Raw genomic sequence first — 24,046 nt, forward strand, 5'->3', positions numbered from 1 at the left:
CTTAAAGTTAACTTTAATGTCAAGCGCGCAAATGGGGCCGTGATGAAGATTGGTGAATTGGCGCAGTTGAGTGGGTGGGAATGGGATTGCGCATCAGCGTGCCCACCACCAGCGCACCCAGCAATGCCAAGAACCCCGCGACCCACAGCAGCAGACTGAAGCCGCCGACGAAGGCTTGCCGGGCCAAAGGTTCGACCACCGTACGCGCGGTTTCCGGCAACAGGCCCATCGCCGCCGTCATGTCACCGGCCACCACCCGCGAGGCAATGTCCTGGGTTTGGCCGAGCCATTGCGCACCTTGTGCTGTCAGGCTCGTACGCAGCAATAGTTCGGTTTGACTGGACAACAACGCACCAAACACGCCAATGGCCAGCACGATTGCGCTGAAACGCATGGTGGTGCTCATGCCTGAAGCCATGCCGGTACGCTCCCGTGGCACGCAGGCCATGATGTTCTTCTGCGTATCGCCATTGAGCAGCCCGGCACCGGCACCCGTCACGGCAATCGCCAGGGCGAAGGGCAGGTAGCCGCCACTACTGACCGCCCAGGCACTGAGCAGATTGCCGCTGCCGACCAGGGTCAAACCGGCGGCCATCAACGTGGCGGGGGCAAATCGATTCGCCAGACGTATACCGATGCGCGGGCAAATCAGCATGGTCAGGGCAAACGGCAACATCCCAAGCCCTGAAGCAATGGCCGAAAAACCCAGGCCGTTTTGCAGGTAGAACGGCAGCAGGGTCATCATCACTTGGGCGCAACCGGCGTAGGCAAACATGCCCAATAGCGCGCCGATGAAACGCGGATGCTTGAACAGTTGCAGGTCGACCATCGGCCGCCGCTGCATCCGTTCAATCACCACGAACAGCCCCAGCAACAAGGCGCCGCCGATCAGCCGAGCGTAGGTCAGCGGATTGCTCCAGCCAATCCGGTTTGCCTCGATCAGCCCCCAGATCAGGCACAGCAAACTGGCACTGAACGCCAGGCTGCCCCAGGGATCGAGGCGTGCGGACTGAGTGTCGCGGGACTCCGGTACGGCGCGGCAGACCATCACCATCAGGAACAATCCGACGGGCAGATTAAGGTAGAAAATCCAGCGCCAGCCCATGTATTCGGTGATCAGCCCGCCGACTGTCGGCGCAGCGGTCATCGCCACCCCCATGCACGCGCCCCAGAACGCCCAGGCCTTGGCCCGTTCCACTTCGTCGTGAAAGGTGTGGCCGATGGAGGCGAGGGCCGAGGTCAACAGCAAGGCCGCGCCGACACCCTTGATCGCCCGGGCGATGTCGAGGAGCAGCGCAGTGGGCGCGGCACCGCAACCGATGGACGCGAGAATGAAAATGACCAGGCCGCAGAGCAAGGTTTTCTGCCGGCCGAAGCGGTCGGCGATGCTGCCAGCCGGCAACAACAGAGCGGCAAAGGCCAGCATGTAAGCGCTGACCACCCATTCGATGTCGGCGAAGTTTGCGCCCAGGTCGCGGGCGATCGTAGGCAGCGTCACGGCGACGATGTTGGTGTCGAGAACGATCAGCGAGCAAACGCCTGAGGCTGTGAGTAATGTCAGGCGCGGGCTCACCTTGGGTTTGACGGGCATGGCAGCGTTTCTCTACTGTGGAAGTCTGTGCAGCTTATCGTCTGTTGGCGTTCCCCTTGTTAGGCGTGCCTTGTCACTTCATTACCTTTGAGCTAACGCACCCATGGACATACGGCATTTCCGCTATTTTCTGGCCGTTGCCCGGCAAGGCAACTTCACCCGCGCCGCCGAACAACTCGGCATCGCACCGCCGACCTTGACTCGACAGATCCAGGACATGGAGAACGAACTCGGCACGCGATTGTTCGTGCGCCAGACACGTGAAGTCAGCCTGACCGAGGCTGGCGCCGCGCTGCTGATCGAGGCCGAGGCGACGGTGCGGCAATTCGAATACGCTCAGTACAACGCCCAGCGCGCCGGGCGCGGGGATATTGGCCATATCGAACTGGGTTACGTGGCGTCGGCGGTGTATTCGGGCGTGCTGCAGAAACAGGTGCAAGCTTTCGGCCGCGAGTGTCCTGACGTCAGCCTGAACGTACGGGAAAGTCCCATGGCGTCATTGCCGATGATGGTGCTCGAGGGGCGTTTCGATATTGGCTATGTCCGCTCACCCATGACCTTGCCAGAGGGCCTGGAAGCCATTCGCCTGGACGCAGAAGGCTTTGTGCTGGCGCTTCCGGCCGAGTCCTGGCTGTGCCGACTGCCAGAAATTGGCCCGGAACATTTGCAGAACGAGACATTCATCCTGCCGGAGCAAATCAGCGGCACTTTGCAAGTCGCCGCCGAGGGCGGTTTTGCACCGAAACTGGGGGCGCAGCCGGGCGGGCTGGTGGCGGTTATTGCGTTGGTGTCGTTGGGGCAGGGCGTTGCGGTCGTGCCCGAATCAGTGGTGGGGCATGTGGGTTTGCCCGGGGTGTTGTACCGGGCAATCAAGGGTTGCGAGGCGAGCTCGTGGTTGTCGTTGATTTATCGGCGGTTCGAAAAATCACCGGCAGTGGCGAGGTATATCGAACAGGTCAAAAATCGCTGATTACAGATTTTGTAATGATTTCTAGCTGTAGGAAATGTCGCGTTCGCCTGTACGCTCCAAGGCCTTTTTCCTTTCAGGACCTGCATGAACACCCTCTTGGAGCCTCCCGGTTATCCTTTCTCCTCGCGCGACTGCGCGGTCTTGATGCACGCGAAACACCCAGTCTTTCGACTTCTGAAGACCTATGACATTGCTGTTCCACGGCCTTCGCGCCGCGCCTTGCCGTGCCCGGCATTCTGAATTCACTGAAGAGATCGAGACGTTTTTATGGAATGGATAGCTGACCCCACCGCGTGGCTGGGCCTGTTGACGTTGATTGTGCTGGAGCTGGTGTTGGGCATCGACAACCTGGTGTTTATCGCCATCCTCGCCGACAAACTGCCGCCCGAGCAGCGCGACCGTGCGCGGATCATCGGTCTGTCCCTGGCGTTGCCGATGCGCCTGGGCCTGCTGGCGAGTATTTCTTGGCTGGTGACGCTGACTCAGCCGCTGTTCGAGGTGTTCGACAAGAGCTTCTCCGGCCGCGACCTGATCATGCTGTTCGGTGGTGTGTTCCTGTTGTTCAAAGCCACCATGGAATTGCACGAGCGGCTCGAAGGCCATATCGGCCAGCGCTCGTCCAACGCGGGTTATGCGCTGTTCTGGCCGATCGTGGCGCAGATCGTGGTGCTCGATGCGGTGTTCTCTCTGGACGCGGTGATTACCGCTGTGGGCATGGTCGATGAACTGGCGGTGATGATGATCGCCGTGATTATTTCCATCGGCCTGATGATCGTCGCCAGCAAGCCGCTGACCCGTTTCGTCAACGAACACCCGACGGTGATCATGCTGTGTCTGGGCTTCCTGATGATGATCGGCTTCGCGCTGACTGCTGAAGGCCTGGGTTTCCACATTCCAAAGGGCTACCTGTACGCGGCCATCGGCTTCTCGATCCTGATCGAGATCTTCAACCAGATCGCCCGGGCTCGCCGCAAAAAGTCCATGCAAGGCTTGCGACCGATGCGTGAGCGCACGGCCCACGCCGTGCTGCGTTTGCTTGGTGGCCGCAAGCTGGCGGCGGAGGAGGTCGGCGAGGAAATTGCCGACATGCTGGACAACGGTGAAGCACCGAGCGCAGAACTGTTCGATCGGCGTGAGCGAGTGATGATCAGCGGTGTGCTGCAACTCGCCGAACGGCCGATCCGCACCTTGATGACCGTGCGCGCTGACGTCGACTACATCGACCTGTCCGACAATGCCGAGGCCATTCGCACACGCCTGATGCATTCGTCCTATTCGCGCCTGCCACTGATTCGCGATGGCGCCGTGGATGAGCCGCTGGGCTTCGTGCACAAGAAGGAATTGCTCAAGGAATACCTGGCCGGCAACTCGCCCGGTCTTGAGCATCTGGCGCGCAAAACCATCAACTTGCTGGACAGTTACTCGATCCTCAATGCCCTGGAGCAGATGCGCAAAGCCTCGACGCACATTGCGTTTGTGGTCAATGAGTTCGGTGACTTCGTCGGTGTGTTGACCATGACTGACATTCTCGAATCGATTGCCGGCGAGTTGCCTGACGCCAGCGAAATCGAGGGCCCGGATGTGTTCGAGGAGAAGGGTGGATTCATGGTCAGCGGTGCGTTGAACCTCGCGCGCGTGCGACAGCGGACCGGGTTTGCGGCAGAGCCCACAGACGACTATCAGACCCTGGCCGGGCTGGTGGTGAGCTTGCTGGATCGCCTGCCGATGATCGGTGACAGCCATGAGTGGGAAGGCTGGCGGATGACCGTGGTGGCGATTGAAGAGCGGCGGGTCACACGTGTGTTGCTGGCGCGTATCGACGGGTAATTTTCGCCGGATTTGAGGGGCTTTCGCGGGCTTGCTCGCGAAAGCGCTCTATCCGGCGCCAGACAACTCAAGCCCTGCCCACCTGACGTGCCCGAGGCACGGTGCACAAGGTCCGCAGGGTTTGGTGCAACCAGGCCAGGTCGTGGCTTGGTTTGCGAGCCGCGTATCTGGGTTTGACCTTGCCAATGTGCTTGGCGAAGTCCTCCTGCAAGGTTTGCTCAGTACCGATTCCCTTGAGCTTCTTCAGTAATTTCCCCTCCTTGTAAAACAGCACCGTGGGTGTGCCGGTGACGTCCGGGTGCCGGGGGACTCTCTGGTGTTCAGCATGTAGATCTGCGCGTGATGCCGATACGGTTCGGCAATCTGGCGAAACACCGGTCCGGCCATTTCGCAGGCGGGACAGTGTTCACTGCCGAAGTACAGGATCACTGGGCGCCAGGTTTTCAAGGCCTTGCGATAGACCGGGGCCAGCGTTTTGCGAGCGATTTTCGAGCTCATTGAAATCTCCTTTTCACAACGGCCATTGACGGTCCATCGACGGTAAAGGAAGGCGCAGGGATGGGTCTACTGTCAGAAATAACAGGTAGGTAGGTTTTCCTACGTAGTCTTGGACACTCCTTACCGTGTTACAGGATCAACCCGACCGACTCAGCGGGCTTGGAACTGGATGCAGCCGATCGCTAATCGACCTTATCAAGCTTATTTTCCGCCTCCCTTGTCCAACGCAGTACCGCACCGAATTAGCCCATAAAACCTCCAACTGTGAACCAGGTACCCGCACTTTGTAGCCAACGGTAGCGGTCATTCACCTGTGCGTTTCGTAACGTTGGTTTTGTATTTTTCTCCATCCATCTGATTCAAAACACTTTTCAATCTCCCCAACATTCCCCTCACATCCTGTGGCACACTTTCTGCTGTCTATTCCGTTGTTACATACCATCTTCCGGTATAGCGGAATAAACATCACCCTGGAGTGCTTGCCATGCATCGCCGACCTTCCTTGTTTAAAGCGTGTGTTTTTGTTTTCGCGGCTTCGGCTGCTGTCATGGGCGTGGCCCAGGCGGCGGACAGCAAGCTCGATAGCGTGCTGGCCCGCGGGAAACTGATTGTGGGCACGGGCAGTACCAATGCGCCGTGGCACTTCCAGGGAGCGGATGGCAAGTTGCAGGGTTTTGATATCGATATCGCGCGGATGGTGGCCAAGGGGTTGTTCAACGATCCGAGCAAAGTCGAGTTCGTGGTGCAGTCGTCCGATGCGCGGATTCCTAACCTGCTGACCGACAAGGTCGACATGAGCTGTCAGTTCATTACCGTCACCGCCAGCCGCGCCCAGCAAGTGGCGTTCACGCTGCCGTACTACCGCGAAGGCGTCGGCCTGCTGTTGCCGGCCAACAGCAAGTACAAGGAAATCGAAGACCTGAAAGCCGCCGGCGACAGTGTGACCGTGGCGGTGTTGCAGAACGTGTACGCCGAAGAACTGGTGCATCAGGCCTTGCCCAAGGCCAAGGTCGATCAGTACGACAGCGTGGACCTGATGTATCAGGCCGTGAACTCCGGCCGTGCCGACGCCGCTGCGACCGATCAGTCGTCGGTGAAATACCTGATGGTGCAGAACCAGGGGCGCTATCGCAGCCCGGCGTATGCCTGGAGCCCGCAAACCTACGCCTGCGCGGTCAAGCGCGGCGACCAGGACTGGCTGAACTTCGTCAATACTGTCCTGCATGAAGGCATGACAGGCGTTGAGTTCCCGACGTATGCCGCGTCGTTCAAGCAGTGGTTCGGTGTAGACCTTCCAACACCTACGATCGGTTTCCCCGTCGAATTCAAATGATCCCGTGAGAGCGGGGCGGTGATGTATCGCCCCGCTCAAGGTACTGCTGACCATGAACTATCAGTTGAATTTTGCCGCCGTGTGGCGCGATTTCGACACCTTGCTGGCGGGGCTCGGTCTAGGCCTTGAGCTGGCGTTGGTGTCGATCGCCATCGGTTGCGTGATCGGCCTGATGATGGCGTTTGCTTTGCTGTCAAAGCACCGCTCATTGCGGGTGCTGGCGTCGGTGTATGTGACGGTGATCCGGAACACGCCGATTCTGGTGTTGATTCTGTTGATCTACTTCGCCTTGCCCAGCCTGGGCATTCGTCTGGACAAGATCCCGTCGTTCATCATCACCCTGTCGCTGTATGCCGGGGCCTACCTGACCGAAGTGTTCCGCGCTGGGCTGTTGAGCATTCCCAAAGGCCTGCGCGAAGCCGGGTTGGCGATCGGTCTGGGCGAGTGGCAGGTCAAGGCGTACATCACCGTGCCGGTGATGCTGCGCAATGTGCTGCCGGCCTTGTCGAACAACTTCATTTCGCTGTTCAAGGACACTTCGCTGGCTGCGGCGATTGCCGTGCCGGAACTGACCTATTACGCACGCAAGATCAATGTCGAGAGCTACCGGGTGATTGAAACCTGGCTGGTGACCACCGCGCTCTATGTGGCGGCCTGTTACCTCATTGCCATGATGCTGCGCTACCTCGAACAGCGTCTGGCGATTCGCCGATAGGAGGCCCACATGTACGAATCCCCCAGTTGGTTGCATGAGTTATGGGTTGCCCGGGAAGTGTTGTGGCAAGGCTTTTTGACCAGTGTGCAGGTCTCGGCCCTGGCGATTCTGCTGGGCACGATGGTCGGCATCGTCGCCGGCCTGGTGCTGACCTACGGCAAATTCTGGATGCGCGCGCCGTTTCGGTTTTACGTCGACATCATTCGCGGCACGCCGGTGTTTGTATTGGTGCTCGCCTGCTTTTACATGGCGCCGGCGCTGGGCTGGCAGATCGGTGCCTTTCAGGCGGGTGCGTTGGGGCTGACGCTGTTCTGCGGCTCCCACGTCGCCGAAATTGTACGCGGCGCGTTGCAAGCGCTGCCCAGTGGTCAGATGGAAGCGAGCAAGGCCATCGGCCTGACGTTCTTTCAGTCTTTGGGCTACGTGTTGCTGCCTCAGGCGTTGCGGCAGATCTTGCCGACATGGGTCAACTCGTCGACCGAGATCGTCAAGGCTTCGACGCTGCTGTCGGTGATCGGGGTTGCTGAATTGCTACTCAGCACGCAACAGATCATCGCCCGGACCTTCATGACCCTCGAGTTTTACCTGTTCGCCGGATTGCTGTTTTTCGTCATCAACTACGCCATCGAATTACTCGGCCGGCACATTGAAAAGCGGGTGGCCTTGCCATGACTCCATCTAATAACGCTCAAAACGATCAGCCCCTGCTGGACATTCGCGGGTTGCACAAAAAGTACGGCCAGCTCGAGGTGCTCAAGGGCGTTGACCTGACCATGCAGCGCGGCAACGTCGTCACGCTGATCGGTTCCAGCGGCTCGGGCAAGACCACGCTGCTGCGTTGCGTGAACATGCTCGAAGAGTTCCAGGGCGGGCAGATCATGCTTGATGGCGAGTCCATCGGTTATGACGAGGTCAACGGCAAGCGCGTGCGTCACGCGGAAAAAGTCATCGCGCGGCATCGGGCCATGACCGGCATGGCATTCCAGCAGTTCAACCTGTTTCCGCACCTCACGGCGTTGCAGAACGTCACCCTCGGTTTGCTCAAGGTCAAAAAGCTGCCCAAGGATGAAGCGGTGGCCCTGGCGGAAAAATGGCTGGAGCGGGTCGGCTTGCTGGAACGCCGCGATCACTTCCCCGGTCAGTTGTCCGGTGGTCAGCAGCAGCGTGTGGCGATTGCCCGGGCGATTGCGATGAACCCGAGCCTGATGCTGTTCGACGAAGTCACTTCGGCCCTCGACCCGGAACTGGTGGGCGAAGTGCTGAGCGTGATCAAAGGCCTGGCCGAGGATGGCATGACCATGCTGCTGGTGACCCACGAAATGCGTTTCGCCTTCGAGGTCTCGGACAAGATCGTTTTCATGAATCAGGGGCGGATCGAAGAGCAGGGGCCACCCAAGGAACTGTTCGAACGCCCGCAATCACCGCGTCTGGCGGAGTTTCTCAAGAACACGCGGTTCTGATTTTTTTCAAAAGCATTTTTACTTCAACCAGGAGAAACACTCATGAGTATTACTCGTTACGGCACCGGCAGCACCGCCGGTGGCGGCCAGCCCCGTCCTTTCGCCCGCGCCGTTGAAGCCGATGGCTGGCTGCATGTGTCCGGGCAAGTACCGGCGCTGGATGGCGAAATCATTGTGGGTGGCATCGTCGAACAGACTCACCAGACCATGAAGAACCTGATCGCGATTCTCGAAGAGGCAGGTTACGGCCTCGAAGATGTGGTGCGCACCGGTGTGTGGCTGGAAGACCCGCGGGATTTCTGGAGTTTCAACAAGGTGTTCTCCGAGTACTTCAAAAGCGAACACGCACCGGCCCGGGCCTGTGTGCAGGCGAACATGATGGTCGATTGCAAGGTCGAGATCGATTGCATCGCGTATAAGAAAAAGGCCTGACCCTAATGATCGTTCCCCACGCTCCGCGTGGGAATGCAGCCCGGGACGCTCCGCGTCCCAATGCGATTGCTGCGCGTCCATTGAGGCATTCCCACGCAGAGCGTGGGAACGATCATTAGCGGTAAACTCCCGGCGACTTTGAATGGGAACCACTGACATGACCGAAGACACCATCAAGCGCCGGGCTCGCGGTCTGGACCGGGCGTTCGATATCCTCGATTTTCTCAAGGAAGTCGGCAAGCCGCTGCGCCCGAACGAAATCGCCAGCGGCATCGGCAGCCCGAAATCCACGGTCTACGAATTGGTTGCCTCCCTGCTGGAGCGGCGGATTCTGGAGGCCGTGGGCAAGGACGGTCACGTCTACCTCGGCCGTCAGCTGTACTTCCTCGGGCAGGCGCATCTGCGCCATTTCGACCTGACCCGCGAGGCCGATCACGCCTTGCAGGAGATCGTCAGCCAGACCCGCGAAACCGCGCAGATGTGCCTGCTCAACGGGCGCAAATACACCGTGGCCTTGATGAAAGAGGGCGAGCGGCATTTCCGCATTTCCTCGGACATCGGCGAGAACGCGCCGATCCCCTGGACCGCTTCCGGGCGCTTGCTGCTGGCGCACTTGAACGACCAGGAAATCGTCGACCTGATTGATCACGACGACTTCATCCTGCCCAACGGCGAGCGTCTGCCGCTGGAGCAGTTTCTCGGTGAAATCCGTCAAGCCGCTATCGATGGCTTCTTCTCTTTCGATAGCGTTGCCGACACCTTTACCCATTGCTTCGCCGCCCCGGTCAAAGACCCGAACGGCGTGGCCATTGCGACCCTGTGCATCGTCGCCCCACGGGCCGATGCCAAGAACAACTACAACGACTACCGCCGGGTGCTGATCGACAGCGCCAACAGCCTGGCCCGTCGCATCAACGAATAACAGCGGCTGCCTGCGGCCGCGAATGTGAGGAGTTCGAGCATGTTTTCTGTGAAAAATACTGCCACCGTGGAAAAGGGCTTTGCCCACACAGGCGCCAATCTGGTGCGCGATGTCAGCCTGCCTGCGCTGGTGCTGCACCGCGACGCGCTGGAACACAACATTCGCTGGATGCAGGACTTTGTCAGCAACAGCGGCGCCGAACTCGCCCCCCACGGTAAAACCAGCATGACCCCGGCGCTGTTTCGCCGCCAACTGGATGCCGGTGCCTGGGGCATCACCCTGGCCAGTGCCACCCAGACTCGTGCGGCTTACGCCCACGGCGTGCATCGGGTGCTGATGGCCAACCAACTGGTCGGTACGCCGAACATGGCGCTGATCGCTGATCTGCTGACAGACCCTGCCTTCGATTTCTATTGCATGGTCGATCACCCGGACAACGTCGCTGACCTAGGCGCGTATTTCGCCTCCCGCGGTGTGCGCTTGAACGTGATGATCGAGTACGGCGTGGTCGGCGGTCGTTGTGGTTGCCGCACGGAAGACGAAGTGGTCGCGCTGGCCAAAGCCATTGCTGCACAACCTGCCCTGGCGCTGACCGGGATCGAAGGTTACGAAGGGGTGATTCACGGCGATCACGCGGTGAGCGGTATTCGTGCATTCGCTGATTCTTTGGTGCGTCTGGCTGTGCAGTTGCAGGACAGCGGCGCGTTCGCCATTCCCAAGCCGATCATCACGGCATCGGGTTCGGCCTGGTATGACCTGATCGCTGAATCCTTCGAAGCGCAGAACGCTGGCGGGCGTTTCCTCAGTGTGCTGCGTCCCGGCAGCTACGTAGCTCACGACCATGGCATCTACAAAGAAGCGCAATGCTGCGTGCTCGACCGCCGCAGCGACCTGCATGAAGGCCTGCGCCCGGCGATGGAAGTCTGGGCGCATGTGCAGTCGTTGCCGGAACCGGGCTTTGCGGTGATCGCCCTGGGTAAACGCGACGTGGCCTACGACGCCGGGTTACCGGTGCCGCTGTTGCGTTACAAGGCGGGCGTGGTGCCGGCGACGGGCGACGACGTCAGCGCCTGCAAGGTGACAGCGGTGATGGACCAGCATGCGTTCATGACCGTGGCGCCGGGGGTTGAGCTGCGGGTGGGGGACATTATTTCCTTTGGTACTTCCCACCCGTGCCTGACGTTCGACAAGTGGCGTATCGGGTGTCTGGTGGATGAGCAGCTGAATGTCATCGAAACCATGGAAACCTGTTTCTAAGGTTTAGACCGGGTCGCGGCCTTCGCGAGCAAGCCCGCTCCCACATTGGATCTCCGGTGTTCACATAACCCATGTGGGAGCGGGCTTGCTCGCGAAGGCGGCCGACCAGATGCCACAAAAACACCGGACAGACTGAGAACGAACAATGAACACCATCAGCACCCTCGACCCCAACACCCCGCGTATCGCCCTGATCGGCGAGTGCATGATCGAGTTGCAGCAACGCGCCGACGGCAGTCTGCAACAGAGTTTCGGTGGCGATACCTTGAACACGGCGGTTTACCTGTCCCGGGAGTTGGGCGAGGGCGGCATGGTGGATTACGTCACCGCCCTGGGCGACGACAGTTTCAGCGATGCCATGTGCCAGAGCTGGGCCGACGAAAACATCGGGCTTGATATGGTCCAGCGCTTGCCCGGCCGCTTGCCCGGTTTGTATTGCATCCAGACTGACGCTGCCGGCGAGCGGCGTTTTCTTTACTGGCGCAACGAGGCGGCCGTCCGCGACTGTTTCACCACCCCGGCTGCCGCGCCGATCCTGGCGGCACTGCCGGATTACGATGTGCTGTATTTCAGCGGCATCACCCTGGCGGTGCTCGGTGCGCAAGGTCGGGAGAAGCTGCTCGAAACCCTGGTCGAAGCCCGGCAGCGGGATGCGCGGATCGTGTTCGACAACAACTACCGACCACGTTTGTGGGCATCGATCGAGGAGGCACGGGCGGCCTATCGCAGCGTTCTGCCGTATGTTGACCTGGCGTTGCTGACCGTTGATGACGAGCAGGCGCTGTTTGATTTTTCCGATTGCGAGGCGGTGTTTGCCGCATACGAGCAGATTGGCACGCCTGAAGTGGTACTCAAGCGTGGTGCCGAAGCGTGTTTGATTCGTTGTGATGGCGAGTCGTTTGAAGTGCCGGCGCAGGTGGTCGAACAGGTTGTGGACACCACGGCGGCGGGGGATTCGTTCAGCGCGGCGTATTTGGCCAGTCGCCTGAAAGGAGGCAGCCCGGTTGAGGCGGCTGAAGCGGGGCATCGATTGGCGAGTCGGGTGATTCAGGTGCCGGGAGCACTTATTCCGAAAAACTGAAATGCAATCCCTGTGGCGAGGGGATTCTGTGGCGAGGGGGCAAGCCCCCTCGCCACAGGGCCCTCAGCCAACCGATCAATCCCGGTAAAACACCTGCACCAGGTGATAGCCGAACTTGCTCTTGATCGGGCCATGCACAACCCGCAATGGTTTTTTGAAAATCACCGCATCGATAACCCCGACCATCTGTCCGGGCCGCACTTCACCCAGGTCGCCGCCGCGCTTGCCGGACGGGCAGGTGGAATACTTCTTGGCCAGCACATCGAAGGCTTCGCCCTTGGCGATGCGTTGTTTGAGCTGTTCGGCTTCTTCCGAGGTTTTCACCAGAATATGGCGGGCTTGAGCTTTCATTGGCAGTACCTTGCAACGGTGGTGGCTATGTTGGTGCCAGCGTGAGGCGCGCGATTATGCCTGATCTCAGTCCGGTTGGCCGATCATCGCGCGAATCTTGTTGGCCATCAGGTCAATGGAAAACGGCTTGGCCACCATGTCCATGCCTTCCTCCAGGAAGCCCTGGCGCTCGGCGGCTTTTTCCGCATAACCGGTCATAAACAGCACTTTGAGCGCGGGCCGATGCTGGCGGGCAATCTCCGCCAGTTGCCGACCGTTCATCCCCGGCAGCCCGACATCGGTGACCAGCAAATCGATCCGCAGGTCGGATTCGAGCAGGGGCAGGGCGGTCTTCGCGTCTTCGGCTTCATGGGCGTGATAACCCAACTCCTTGAGCAGATCGAGCACCAGCATGCGCACCGCCGGGTCGTCCTCCACCAACACCACGGTTTCCCCGGCAATCGCGGCCGGCGCTTCGCTGGTGACCGGCATCAAGACGTTTTCGGGCTCTGCGTTATGCAGCCGCGGCAGGTACAGACGGACGCTGGTGCCCTGGCCCGGCAAGCTGAACAGGCTGACATGCCCACCCGACTGCTGGGCAAAACCATAGATCATCGACAACCCAAGACCGGTGCCTTGGCCGATGGGTTTGGTGGTGAAGAATGGGTCGAAGGCCTTGGCCAGCACCGACGGGGTCATCCCGGTGCCGTTGTCGCTGACGGCAATCATCAGATAATCCCCGGCCTTGACCGGTTCCAGGGTGTTGATGTCACTGCTGTCGAGGTACACGTTGGCGGTTTCGATCCGCAACTCGCCGCCGTCGGGCATGGCGTCCCGGGCGTTGATCACCAGATTGAGCAGGCCGTTTTCCAGCTGGCTGACGTCGGTGCTGACCGGCCAGACGTCATCGGCCAGTTGCAGTTTGAGCTCGATGTGATCGCCCGTGGTCCGACTGAGCAGGTCTTCCAGGGAATGGATCAGATCATTGGCGTTCAGCGGCCTGCGGTCCAGTGACTGACGCCGGGAAAACGCCAGCAGGCGATGGGTCAGGGCGGCGGCGCGGTTGGCCGAGGACACTGCCGCCTCGCTGAAACGCCCTACCTCGGCGGCGCGCCCGTCGGCGATGTAGCGCTGCATCAAGTCGAGGCTGCCGATAATTCCGGTGAGCATATTGTTGAAGTCATGGGCGATGCCGCCGGTAAGCTGGCCGAGGGCTTCCATCTTCTGGGCATGGCGCAACGCCTCTTCGGCCCGTTCGCGTTCGAACATCTCGTTCTGCAGTCGCTGGTTGGCTTGCGCCAATTGTTGAGTGCGGGCGGCGACTCGTTCCTCAAGGGTTTCGTTGAGATTGCGCAGGGCTTCTTCGGTCTGTTTGCGCTCGGTTTCGTCAATCACAAAGATATAGAAGCCATTGACCGCACCATCCGCGCCGTGGCGCGGCAAGTAGTTCATCAGGGCATGGCGGATGCTGCCGTCACGGTGCGAGGTGCTGAGGCTGAAACAACAAGGTTTGCCGGACAGCGCCTGTGCGATGTGTTCGGCGCGCAAGGCATAGGCTTCTTCACCCAGTACTTCGCGGATGGTCTTGCCAAAGAGCTCCTGAGGCGTCAGCCCGTACCAGTCGAGGTAGGCCGCATTGTTCAGGCGAAAGCGTTCCTCGCTGTCCACGTAGCTGATCAGGATCGGCATGGCGTTGATGATCAGTTGCAGCTCGGTCTGACTTTGCCGCAAGGCTTGTTCTGTATGTTTACGTTCGGTCAGGTCCAGGGCTGCGCCGAGGAAGCGGATTGGCCGGCCATGGTGGTCCTTGTAGCAACGACCCCGGGCAAACACCCAGCGCAACTGACCGTCGGCTTGCAGCAGGCGATATTCCTCGGCGTACTCGGTGCCGTGGGTGATGGAGTGCTTGATGCTGCGGGCGACCATGGCGCGGTCTTGCGGGTGCACGCCTTGAAGGTAGGCGCTGATGGGCAACTGATTGGCGAGTAGCGGGTCGATACCGTGTAACTGGGCGAAGTGGGCGTCGGTGATGAAACGGTCTTCGTTGATGTCCCAGTCCCAGGTGCCCACGGCGTCGGTGGCCGCGAGGGCCAGTTGCAGGCGTTCCTCGGTTTCGTGCTGGGCCTTGAGGCTGGCAGCCGAACGCTGCTCGAGTTCGAGGGCGATGCGTCGGCGTTCGTTGGTTTCGATGGCGGTAACCAGAATCCCGGCGACCTGGGCGCTTTCATCGCGGATGGGGCTGTAGGTCAGGTCCAGCCAGAAGTCGGAATCCTGGCCATTACGCTGCAAGGTGAAGCGCTGTTCGCTGTAGGTCCGTACCTGTCCTTGTAGGACGGCGCTGTAAATGGGGTCGGTGAAGTCTTTTAACTCTGGCCAGACCAGGTGTGTCGGTTGTCCGAAAGCATGTGGATGTTTGCTGCCGGACAGCAGGGCGAAGCCGTCGTTGTAGATCTGGGTGAGCTGCGGCCCCCACAGCAACAGCATGGGCATCGGCGAATGAATCACGATATCCACGGCGGTGCGCAGGCTTTGCGGCCAGGTACTGGCAGCGCCCAGTGGGCTGAGTCTCCAGTCCAGTCGGGCAATCAAGGCCTGGGCATCGCTGCCGGTCGGTGTTGCGTTCATCAAGATGTCCTGCACTTAAGTCGGTGTGGCGGTGTCGACTATCCTTGTACCGCAGTAGATGCTGGCTGACCCGTTTGGGTCATTTTTATTCATTGAATGCTTCGCGGGTGCTTTTTGCCATGGAAATCGATGCACTGTTAGGGCTCCTGGCCAGCCAGAATGGCTCCGATCTTTATCTGTCCACCGGTGCGCCACCCAGCGCACGCTTCGAGGGTGTGCTTAAACCCTTGGCTGATCAGCCGTTCAAGCCGGGAGAAGTCGCGGCCATTGCCGCGTCCATCATGGACGCCGAACAGCGTCTTGAGTTCGATCGTGAACTGGAGATGAACCTGGCGATTTCCTTGGCCGGTATCGGGCGCTTTCGGGTCAATATCTTCAAACAACGCAACGATGTGTCAATCGTGGCGCGCAACATCAAGCTCGACATTCCGCGTTTCGAAAACTTAAAACTGCCGCCGGTACTGCTCGAGACGGTGATGCTCAAACAAGGACTGATGCTGTTCGTCGGCGCTACCGGCTCGGGCAAGTCTACCTCGCTGGCGGCATTGATCGACTACCGCAATCGCCACAGCAGTGGCCACATCATCACCATCGAAGACCCGGTCGAATACATCCATCGGCACAAGAAATCAATCATCAACCAGCGCGAGGTCGGCGTCGATACCCGCAGTTTTCACGCCGCATTGAAGAACACCCTGCGCCAGGCACCGGACGTGGTGCTGATCGGCGAAATCCGTGACCGCGAAACGATGGAGCATGCACTGGCGTTTGCCGATACCGGTCATCTGGTGATTTCCACCCTGCATGCCCACAACGCCCATCAGGCGCTGGACCGCATCATCAACTTCTTCCCCGAGGAACGGCGGACACAGCTGCTTCACGACCTGGGCAACAACCTCAAGGCGTTCGTGTCCCAACGGTTGGTGCACACCCGGGATGGTCAGCGACGGGCGGCGGTGGAAGTGATGATTGGGACGCCGACCATTGGCGATTTGATCCGGCGCAATGAGTTATCCGAACTCAAGGGGATCATGGAGAAGTCTGTGGAGCTGGGGATGCAGACGTTCGACGGAGCGCTTTACGCATTGGTCGTCGAGGGGGCGATCAATGAGGAGGAAGCGTTGAAGTATGCGGATTCAGTGAACAATTTGCGTCTGCGGCTAAAGCTGCACGCCGAAGCGTCACCGCAATCCCACGCACCACCGGGTGAATGGGGACTCATGGACTGATGTATCACTCCTGTGGGAGCGGGCTTGCTCGCGAAAGCGGTGTGTCAGTCGACATCTACGTTGATTGTTAAACCGTTTTCGCGAGCAAGCCCGCTCCCACACTTGGGTCAATCAAGGAGTTCGGGGCGGTTGCGGAACTGCTCAAGCGCCTCGGGATTGGCCAAGGCATCAGTGTTTTTGACCTTCTGCCCATGCACCACATTCCTCACCGCCAGTTCAACGACCTTGCCGCTGATAGTGCGCGGTATATCGGTCACCGCAACAATCTTCGCCGGCACATGCCGCGGTGTGGTGTTGGCGCGGATGACCTGGCGAATCTGTTGTTGCAGCGCTTCGTCCAGTTCGACGCCCTCGCGCAATCGCACGAACAGCACCACCCGCACGTCATCCTGCCATTGCTGACCAATGGCCACGCTGTCCAGGACCTGTGGCACTTTCTCCACCTGACGGTAGATTTCCGCGGTTCCGATGCGCACGCCGCCGGGGTTGAGCACAGCGTCGGAGCGTCCGTGGATCATCATCCCGCCGTGGGGCAATTGTTCTGCGTAATCGCCTTGGGCCCAGACACCGGGGAACTGACTGAAATACGAAGCGCGGAGCTTTTCCTGTCGAGGGTCATTCCAGAACCCGATGGGGATGGCCGGGAAGTGCCGGGTGCACACCAGCTCACCTTTTTCGCCGACTACCGGCTGGCCATTGTCGTTCCATACTTCCACCGCCATGCCCAGGCTTTTGCCTTGTATCTCGCCACGGCGTACCGGTTGCAGCGGATTCCCGTTCACAAAACACGACACGATGTCGGTGCCGCCGGACATCGAGGCCAGGCACAGGTCAGGCTTGAGGTCGCGGTAGACGTAGTCGTAACTTTGCGGCGACAACGCGGAACCGGTGCACAGCAGGGTTTTCAGGCTGCTCAGGTCATGGCTTTCGCGAGGTTTGATGCCGCTGCTTTCCAGGGTCGCCAGGTATTTGGGGCTGGTGCCGAAGACACTGATGCGTTCGTCGTCGATCAGGTCGATCAGGCGCTCGGGACCTGGATGAAATGGTGAGCCGTCGTACAGCACCACCGTGCTGTCCACGGCCAGCGCCGAGACCAGCCAGTTCCACATCATCCAGCCGCAGGTGGTGTAGTAGAACAACCGGTCGCCGGGGCCGAGGTCGCAATGCAATCCGTGTTCCTTGACGTGTTGCAGCAACACGCCACCGGTGCTGTGAATGATGCATTTCGGCACGCCGGTGGTGCCGCTGGAATAGAGGATGTACAGCGGATGCGCGAATGGCACGGGGACGAATTCCGGCTCGCCGCCCACGTCGTAGAAGTCATCCCAGAGTGTCACGTTGGCCGTGGTGTGGAAGTGTTCGATGCGCGCTTGCGGCCGGGCGTAAGGCACGACAATCAACTGCTGCAAGGACGGCAAGCGCTCGAGGATTTCATTGACCTTGGCGGTCTGGTCGATGTCCTTGCCGGCATAGCGGTACCCGGCGCAGGTGAGCAGCACTTTCGGTTCGATCTGGCCGAAGCGATCGATCACCCCTTGGGTGCCGAAATCCGGCGAAGAGCAAGACCAGATTGCCCCCAGGCTGGTGGTGGCGAGCATGGCCACCAGAGTTTGCCAGGTGTTCGGCATGCACGCGGCCACTCGATCGCCAATGACGACGCCAGCGGCGATCAAGCTGTTTTGGAAACCGGCGACATGCTCGGCCAATTCTGCCCAGGTCAGGTGTTCGCGTTGGCCGTTTTCGCCGATGGCAATGACCGCCACGCCATCGTCGCGACGGCGCATCAGGTGTTCGGCGAAGTTCAGGGTGGCGCCAGGAAACCATTGGGCGCTGGGCATTTGCGTGCCCTCGACCAGTACTGCGTCCGGTTGATCGTGGAAACGGATGTCGAAGAAATCGACGATGGCCTGCCAGAACGCTTCACGCTGATCGATGGACCATTGATGCAGGGCAGGGTAGTCGTCGATGTGGAGGTTGTGTCGCTGATTGATGAAGCGCCGAAAGGCCTCCATGCGGGTCTTGCCGATGCGCTTGGCGCTGGGTTGCCAGAGGATGTCGGACATGGTTTGCCTCTTCTTGTTGCTCTCTCGTTCAGATCGTTCCCACGCTCTGCGTGGGAATGCCTCAGCGGACGCTCCGCGTTCGGCTCTTGGGACGCAGAGCGTCCCGGGCTGCATTCCCACGCAGAGCGTGGGAACGATCAGGGTCCGGTTGGTTATTGCGCCAACCACCCACCATCAATATTCCACGCCGCGCCACGCACCTGGCTACCGGCCTCGCTGCACAAGAACAGCACCAGTTCGCCCAATTGTGGCGGCGTTACAAACTCCAGGGAAGGCTGCTTCTCGGCCAGCAAATCATGCTGCGCCTGTTGCGGGTCGATGCCTTTGGCGATGCGGTCATCAATCTGTTTTTGCACCAGTGGCGTCAGCACCCAACCCGGGCAGATGGCGTTGCAGGTGACATTGGTGGTGGCCGTTTCCAGCCCGACCACTTTGGTCAAACCGATCACCCCATGCTTGGCTGCCACGTAGGCTGCCTTGCCCACCGACCCGACCTGGCCGTGCACCGAAGCGATATTGATGATCCGTCCCCAGCCCTTGGCGCGCATGCCTGGCAGGCTCAAACGGGAGCTGTGGAATACCGACGACAGGTTGATCGCAATGATCGAATCCCAGCGCTCCACCGGGAAGTCTTCCACCGGCGCCACATGCTGGATGCCGGCATTGTTGACCAGGATGTCCACGCCGCCGAACTCACGCTCGGCGTAGGCGATCATGTCGGCGATCTGCTCAGGGTTGCTCACGTCGGCCGGGTGATGACCGACCTTGCCGCCGAATTGTTCAACCTCGGCAATCACCTTGGATGCATCACCGAAACCGTTGAGGATCAGATTGGCGCCAGCCTTGGCCAGGCTGAGGGCTATCCCTAAGCCGATGCCGCTGGTGGACCCGGTAACCAGTGCAGTCTTGCCCGAAAGAGTTGTCATGAATACCTCACACAATGCCAGTGGCGTAGAAAACACCGATCACCACAAAAACCGCCAGGGTCTTGATCAGCGTAATACAGAAAATGTCTTTGTAGGCTTCGCGATGGGTCAGGCCGGTGACCGCCAGCAAGGTAATCACCGCGCCGTTATGCGGCAGGGTGTCCATGCCGCCACTGGCCATCGCAGCCACCCGGTGCAGCACTTCCAGGGGGATGTTGGCGGCGTGGGCCGCTGCGATGAAGTCATTGGCCATGGCTGCGAGCGCAATGCTCATACCGCCCGACGCAGAACCGGTGATGCCGGCCAGCAGGGTCACGGTGATCGCTTCGTTGACCAGCGGATTGGGAATACTCTTGAGCCAGTCGGCCAGTACCAGGAAGCCTGGCAACGAGGCGATCACTGCGCCGAATCCATATTCCGACGCGGTGTTCATCGCCGCCAGCAACGAACCGCTGACCGCACTTCGACTGCCTTCGGCCAACTTGCCGCGAATCGCCTGGAAGCCGAACACCAGCACCATAAGGATGCCGACCAGCAAGGCTGCCTGAACGGCCCAGATCGCCGTCAGTTTGGCGATTTCAGTGGTCACCGGCGCGGCCATGCCCGGCAGCGCGAGGCTGTGGGTCTTGCCGTACCACTGTGGAATCCACTGGGTAAACAGCAGGTTCATGATGCCCACCGCCAGCAGCGGCGACACTGCAATCCATGGGTTTGGCAGTTTGATGTCGGCAGCGGTTTCCGGCTCGTTGCGCAGTTCGGTGCCATAACCTTCACCGGTGCGCTGGGCCTTGTTGCGCTGGCGTTGCAGAAACAGCATGCCGGCGCAGACCACAAAAATCGAGCCGATCAGGCCCAGCCAGGGCGCGGCCCAGGCGGTGGTGTTGAAGAAAGTGCTGGGGATGATGTTCTGGATCTGCGGGGTGCCGGGCAGGGCGTCCATGGTGAAAGAGAACGCGCCGAGGGCGATGGTCGCCGGGATCAGGCGCTTGGGAATATTGCTCTGGCGGAACATTTCGGCAGCAAACGGGTAGACCGCGAACACCACCACGAACAGCGACACGCCGCCGTAAGTCAGCAGGGCGCAGACCAGCACGATCACCAGCATCGCCTGACGGGTGCCGAGCAGGCGAATCGCCGCAGCGACGATGGAGCGGGAGAAGCCCGACAACTCGATCAGCTTGCCGAACACTGCACCGAGCAGGAACACCGGGAAATACAGTTTGATGAAACCGACCATTTTCTCCATGAACACCCCGGTGAAGGCGGGGGCGACGGCGGAAGGGTCGGTGAGCAGCACGGCGCCGAGGGCGGCAATCGGGGCAAAGAGGATAACGCTGTAGCCACGGTAGGCCGCGAGCATTAGCAGCGTGAGGGCTGCCAAGGCAATGATCACACTCATGGTGTGTCTCCTGGATTGTTATTTTTGTAGGGTGGAACTGTTGTGGGAGAGGGCTTTAGCGAGTTTCGTGCCATGCATGCAACACATTGAAATATAAAGATATTTTTTGAGCGGGGTATCGATTCTGGATTGCCTGTCTCTATTTTGAGACTTTTTCTGACTGGGCAGGCCCTTTCGCGAGCAAGCCCGCTCCCACATTTCTATCGAGTCGTTCAAAAGAATGCAGTCAAATGTGGGAGCGGGCTTGCTCGCGAAGAGCGCGCAGCGCTCCCGAGGCCATATCTACCAATAGAGATCTATGTCTCTTTATAGAGATTCCGCAATCCCCAACGCCACCATCTTCTTGTACAACGTCGACCGCCCCAACCCCAACCGCGCCGCCGCTTCAACCACCTTCCCGCCGCATTGCGCGAGGGCCGTTTCAATCAACTGCCGATCAAACCGCTCCCGAGCCGCACTGAACGTCTCCTGCGCAACCGGCTCAATCGTGACAGGCGCCACGCGCGCGACCGGTGTGAACGTACCAATCGCCGCGCGGATATCCGCGGCATTCAGCATCAAGTCATCACTGAGCAATGCAGCGCGTTCGAGTACGTTACGCAGCTCGCGAATGTTCCCCGGCCAGGCGTGCTGACCCAATAGTTCCAGAGCTTCGCGGTTCAATTCGTGCTGACTGCGCAGCTCCTCCAGAATCGCTTCACTGAGGGCCGGCAGGTCATCGAGTCGATCACGCAGCGGCGGGACCTGGATTGGCAGCACGTTGAGGCGGTAATACAGATCGGCGCGAAACTCGCCGCGTTTGATCGCCGCTTCCAGATCCGTGGAAGTCGCGGCAATCACTCGCACATCACTCTGGATCACTTCGTTGGAACCCACCGGCTCGAATTCTTTCTCCTGCAACACCCGCAGCAGTTTGCTTTGCAGGGGCAGCGGCATGTCGCCGATTTCATCGAGAAACAAGGTGCCGCCCTGGGCGATCTGTAACTTGCCGGCACGGCCTTTGCGATCGGCACCGGTAAACGCGCCGGGCGCGGTGCCGAAGAATTCCGCTTCCAGCAACGATTCGGGAATCGCCGCGCTGTTGATGCTGACAAAGGCTTTGTGCGCACGCGGCGAAGCCCCATGGATCGCCTGAGCCAGCAGCTCTTTACCGGTGCCGGTTTCACCCAGCAGCAACACTGGGGATTCCGCGCTGGCGCTGCGTCGGGCACGGCGCTTGACTTCGAGGCTGGCGGCGCTGGTGCCGATAAAGTGCGCGAAGTTGTACTTGGTTTGCCGCGCCCGCAGCAGCGAGCGGGTGGAGGCCAGTTCTTCCTGCATGCTCATGTAGCGCTTGAGCATCGGCGAGAGGCTGCGCAATTCATCGAACAGCGCAAACCCGATGGCGCCGATCACCACACCGGCGTCGTCATGAATCGGCAGGCGCATCACCACCAGCGGTTCTTTGGGGGTGTCCTGCATATCGAGCAGGATCGGCCGACCGGTGCGCACCACCTCGCGCAACAGACTGCCGGGGATCACGCTTTCGCAGGCCTTGCCGATCGCCACTTCCGCCGATTCCAGGCCGAAGCGCCGGGCATAGCGCTCGTTCATCCAGACAATGTTCGCATCGCGGTCGACAATCACCGTGCCTTCACTGGACTGCTCGATGATCTCGAACAACGAACGGATGGCCAGAAGGCGAACGCGCTGGTAGTCCTTGAGGCTTTCGGTGGTGTTCATGGGCGTCATGTCCAAAATGTGTAGTGTTTGTGCGGGCCTAATCGCGAGCAGGTCGGATCGCGATGGCCGCGCCGCGGTTTCAAGTCTTAACCCGGATGCGCCGCCGCCAACAGCTCCTTGGTATACGGATGCTGCGGCGATTCAAACACGTCGTGGCTGGCACCGCTTTCCACCACTTTGCCGTCCCTGATCACGATCATGTCGTGAGCCAGGGCACGCACCACCGCCAGGTCGTGACTGATAAACAGATACGTCAGTCCATGTTTTTCCTGAAGCTGGCGGAGCAGGGCGACCACTTGTTTTTGCACCGTACGATCCAGCGCCGAGGTCGGCTCGTCCAGCAGGATCAGCGCCGGTTTCAGCACCAGCGCCCGGGCGATGGCTATGCGTTGGCGTTGGCCGCCGGAAAACTCATGCGGGTAGCGATGACGGCTTTGCGGGTCGAGGCCGACTTCCTCCAATGCCCGAATCACTTCGGCCTTGCATTCGTCAGCCGTCAACTGGCTGTGCACCTCAAGGCCTTCACTGATGATCTGCGCCACGGACATCCGCGGGCTGAGGCTGCCGAACGGGTCCTGGAACACCACCTGCATTTTCTTGCGCCACGGCCGCAGCTGTTTTTGCGTCAGGCCATCCAGCGCTTCACCTTGAAAGCGGATGCTGCCTTCGGAGTCGAGCAAGCGCAGGATCGCCTGACCCAACGTCGACTTGCCGGAACCGGATTCGCCGACAATGCCCAGCGTCTTGCCGCGCTGAATGTTCAGGCTGATGCCGTCCACGGCTTTCAGGTAGGTCTTGCGCTGAAACAGCCCGCCCCCGAGGGCGAACCGCACCCGCAAGTCGTCGACCTCAAGCACGTTCTCGCGCTCGTCCCGGGGCAACGCTTCACCTTCCGGTTCGGCGTTCAGCAGGACGCAGCTGTAAGGATGTTTGGGTTCGGTAAACAGCGTTTCGCAAGGTGCCTGCTCGACGATTTCCCCGGCCTTCATCACGCAGACCCGTTGGGCAATGCTGCGCACCAGATTGAGGTCGTGGCTGATCAGCAGCAGCGACATGCCGAGACGCTGTTGCAGGGATTTGAGCAGCAGCAGGATCTTGCGCTGCACTGTCACGTCCAACGCTGTGGTCGGCTCGTCGGCGATCAGCAGCTCCGGTTCGCAGGCCAGGGCCATGGCGATCATCACCCGTTGCCGTTGGCCGCCGGACAGTTGATGGGGATAGGCCTTGAGCCGCTCTTGGGGCTTCTGAATGCCGACCAGATGCAGCAATTCGAGAATCCGCGCTTGCGCCGCTTTACCGGCCAGGCCCTTGTGCAGCAGCAGGGTTTCGCCGATCTGCTTTTCGATGCTGTGCAGCGGATTGAGCGAAGTCATGGGCTCCTGGAAGATCATCGCGATGCGGTCACCCCGCAGTTCTCGCAACACCTTGGCCGAAGCGCCGACCAGCTCCTGGCCACGGTAGCGAATACTGCCAGTGGTTTCGGTGCCGGTCTCGGGCAGCAGTTGCAGGATCGAGTGAGCGGTCACCGACTTGCCGCAGCCCGACTCGCCCACCAGTGCCAGGCATTCGCCGGGGCGGATGTCCAGGCACAGATTGCGCACCACGGTCTGGCCGCTAAAGGCCACGTTGAGGTCACGGATTTCGATCAGGTTGTTACTCATATCAG

19 protein-coding genes and 1 pseudogene are annotated in these 24,046 nt (G+C 60.2%); 11 read left to right on the plus strand and 9 right to left on the minus strand.

Going from position 1 to position 24,046, the window contains the following annotated elements:
- Window positions 1-19: 19 nt before the first annotated feature.
- A complete protein-coding gene (locus PFAS1_RS23865; RefSeq protein WP_076030772.1) occupies window positions 20-1,591 on the minus strand; it encodes an MFS transporter in 1,572 nt (523 codons plus the stop codon).
- A gap of 103 nt (window positions 1,592-1,694) precedes the next feature.
- Between PFAS1_RS23865 and PFAS1_RS23870 the strand changes: the two genes are divergently transcribed.
- Together PFAS1_RS23870 and PFAS1_RS23875 are read left to right on the plus strand one after the other, a co-directional pair.
- On the plus strand, window positions 1,695-2,561 hold the full coding sequence (locus PFAS1_RS23870) for a LysR family transcriptional regulator (RefSeq protein ID WP_074877560.1): 867 nt from the start codon (window positions 1,695-1,697) through the stop codon (window positions 2,559-2,561).
- 267 nt (window positions 2,562-2,828) lie between these two features.
- Window positions 2,829-4,388 carry a TerC family protein gene (locus PFAS1_RS23875; RefSeq protein WP_076030773.1) on the plus strand — a complete coding sequence of 520 codons (1,560 nt, stop codon included), beginning with the start codon at window positions 2,829-2,831 and terminating at the stop codon, window positions 4,386-4,388.
- 67 nt (window positions 4,389-4,455) lie between these two features.
- Here the strand turns inward: PFAS1_RS23875 and PFAS1_RS23880 are convergent.
- Window positions 4,456-4,886, minus strand: a pseudogene (locus tag PFAS1_RS23880) (thioredoxin family protein).
- 484 nt (window positions 4,887-5,370) lie between these two features.
- On the opposite strand from PFAS1_RS23880, the gene PFAS1_RS23885 reads away from it, so the two are divergent.
- From PFAS1_RS23885 to PFAS1_RS23920, 8 genes are all read left to right on the plus strand, one after another.
- Window positions 5,371-6,219 (plus strand): transporter substrate-binding domain-containing protein, encoded by an 849-nt coding sequence (locus PFAS1_RS23885; protein ID WP_076030774.1) that lies wholly within the window; start codon window positions 5,371-5,373, stop codon window positions 6,217-6,219.
- Between the two features lie 52 nt (window positions 6,220-6,271).
- A complete protein-coding gene (locus tag PFAS1_RS23890; protein ID WP_076030775.1) occupies window positions 6,272-6,934 on the plus strand; it encodes an amino acid ABC transporter permease in 663 nt (220 codons plus the stop codon).
- Between the two features lie 9 nt (window positions 6,935-6,943).
- Window positions 6,944-7,606 (plus strand): amino acid ABC transporter permease, encoded by a 663-nt coding sequence (locus PFAS1_RS23895; RefSeq protein WP_074877545.1) that lies wholly within the window; start codon window positions 6,944-6,946, stop codon window positions 7,604-7,606.
- Window positions 7,603-8,394: an amino acid ABC transporter ATP-binding protein gene (locus PFAS1_RS23900; protein WP_076030776.1), complete on the plus strand. Its 792-nt coding sequence runs from the start codon at window positions 7,603-7,605 to the stop codon at window positions 8,392-8,394. The genes PFAS1_RS23895 and PFAS1_RS23900 overlap by 4 nt, the downstream gene beginning before the upstream one ends.
- Window positions 8,395-8,436: 42 nt before the next feature.
- Window positions 8,437-8,826: a RidA family protein gene (locus PFAS1_RS23905; RefSeq protein WP_007898265.1), complete on the plus strand. Its 390-nt coding sequence runs from the start codon at window positions 8,437-8,439 to the stop codon at window positions 8,824-8,826.
- Between the two features lie 157 nt (window positions 8,827-8,983).
- The gene (locus PFAS1_RS23910; RefSeq protein ID WP_076030777.1) at window positions 8,984-9,748 is read left to right on the plus strand and encodes an IclR family transcriptional regulator; all 765 of its coding nucleotides are present in this window, start codon (window positions 8,984-8,986) and stop codon (window positions 9,746-9,748) included.
- A 39-nt stretch (window positions 9,749-9,787) separates the two neighbouring features.
- Complete coding sequence (locus PFAS1_RS23915) at window positions 9,788-11,005, plus strand: amino acid deaminase (RefSeq protein ID WP_076030778.1); 1,218 nt, start codon at window positions 9,788-9,790, stop codon at window positions 11,003-11,005.
- A gap of 145 nt (window positions 11,006-11,150) precedes the next feature.
- Entirely contained in the window at window positions 11,151-12,086 is a 936-nt protein-coding gene (locus PFAS1_RS23920) for a sugar kinase (protein WP_076030779.1), read from the plus strand.
- A 75-nt stretch (window positions 12,087-12,161) separates the two neighbouring features.
- On the opposite strand, the gene PFAS1_RS23925 is transcribed toward PFAS1_RS23920, so the two are convergent.
- Entirely contained in the window at window positions 12,162-12,437 is a 276-nt protein-coding gene (locus PFAS1_RS23925) for a peptidylprolyl isomerase (RefSeq protein WP_007898282.1), read from the minus strand.
- A 66-nt stretch (window positions 12,438-12,503) separates the two neighbouring features.
- Complete coding sequence (locus PFAS1_RS23930) at window positions 12,504-15,041, minus strand: PAS domain-containing hybrid sensor histidine kinase/response regulator (protein WP_076030780.1); 2,538 nt, start codon at window positions 15,039-15,041, stop codon at window positions 12,504-12,506.
- Between the two features lie 119 nt (window positions 15,042-15,160).
- Here PFAS1_RS23930 and PFAS1_RS23935 point away from each other — a divergent pair, with 119 nt between their 5' ends.
- The gene (locus PFAS1_RS23935; RefSeq protein WP_076030781.1) at window positions 15,161-16,270 is read left to right on the plus strand and encodes a PilT/PilU family type 4a pilus ATPase; all 1,110 of its coding nucleotides are present in this window, start codon (window positions 15,161-15,163) and stop codon (window positions 16,268-16,270) included.
- A 107-nt stretch (window positions 16,271-16,377) separates the two neighbouring features.
- Here the strand turns inward: PFAS1_RS23935 and PFAS1_RS23940 are convergent, their stop codons facing one another.
- The 5 genes from PFAS1_RS23940 to PFAS1_RS23960 form a co-directional block, all read right to left on the minus strand.
- A complete protein-coding gene (locus tag PFAS1_RS23940; RefSeq protein ID WP_076030782.1) occupies window positions 16,378-18,333 on the minus strand; it encodes an acetoacetate--CoA ligase in 1,956 nt (651 codons plus the stop codon).
- A 152-nt stretch (window positions 18,334-18,485) separates the two neighbouring features.
- Window positions 18,486-19,259, minus strand: coding sequence for a 3-hydroxybutyrate dehydrogenase (gene hbdH, locus PFAS1_RS23945; RefSeq protein ID WP_076030783.1), 774 nt, complete (start codon window positions 19,257-19,259; stop codon window positions 18,486-18,488).
- A 7-nt stretch (window positions 19,260-19,266) separates the two neighbouring features.
- Complete coding sequence (locus tag PFAS1_RS23950) at window positions 19,267-20,658, minus strand: GntP family permease (RefSeq protein ID WP_074877530.1); 1,392 nt, start codon at window positions 20,656-20,658, stop codon at window positions 19,267-19,269.
- 306 nt (window positions 20,659-20,964) lie between these two features.
- Window positions 20,965-22,380 (minus strand): sigma-54 interaction domain-containing protein, encoded by a 1,416-nt coding sequence (locus tag PFAS1_RS23955; protein ID WP_076030784.1) that lies wholly within the window; start codon window positions 22,378-22,380, stop codon window positions 20,965-20,967.
- Between the two features lie 86 nt (window positions 22,381-22,466).
- A complete protein-coding gene (locus PFAS1_RS23960) occupies window positions 22,467-24,041 on the minus strand; it encodes an ABC transporter ATP-binding protein (protein WP_076030785.1) in 1,575 nt (524 codons plus the stop codon).
- Between the last annotated feature and the right edge of the window lie 5 nt (window positions 24,042-24,046).

Origin of the sequence: Pseudomonas frederiksbergensis (assembly GCF_001952935.1) — a bacterium.
Taxonomy (GTDB): Bacteria; Pseudomonadota; Gammaproteobacteria; order Pseudomonadales; family Pseudomonadaceae; genus Aquipseudomonas; species Aquipseudomonas frederiksbergensis.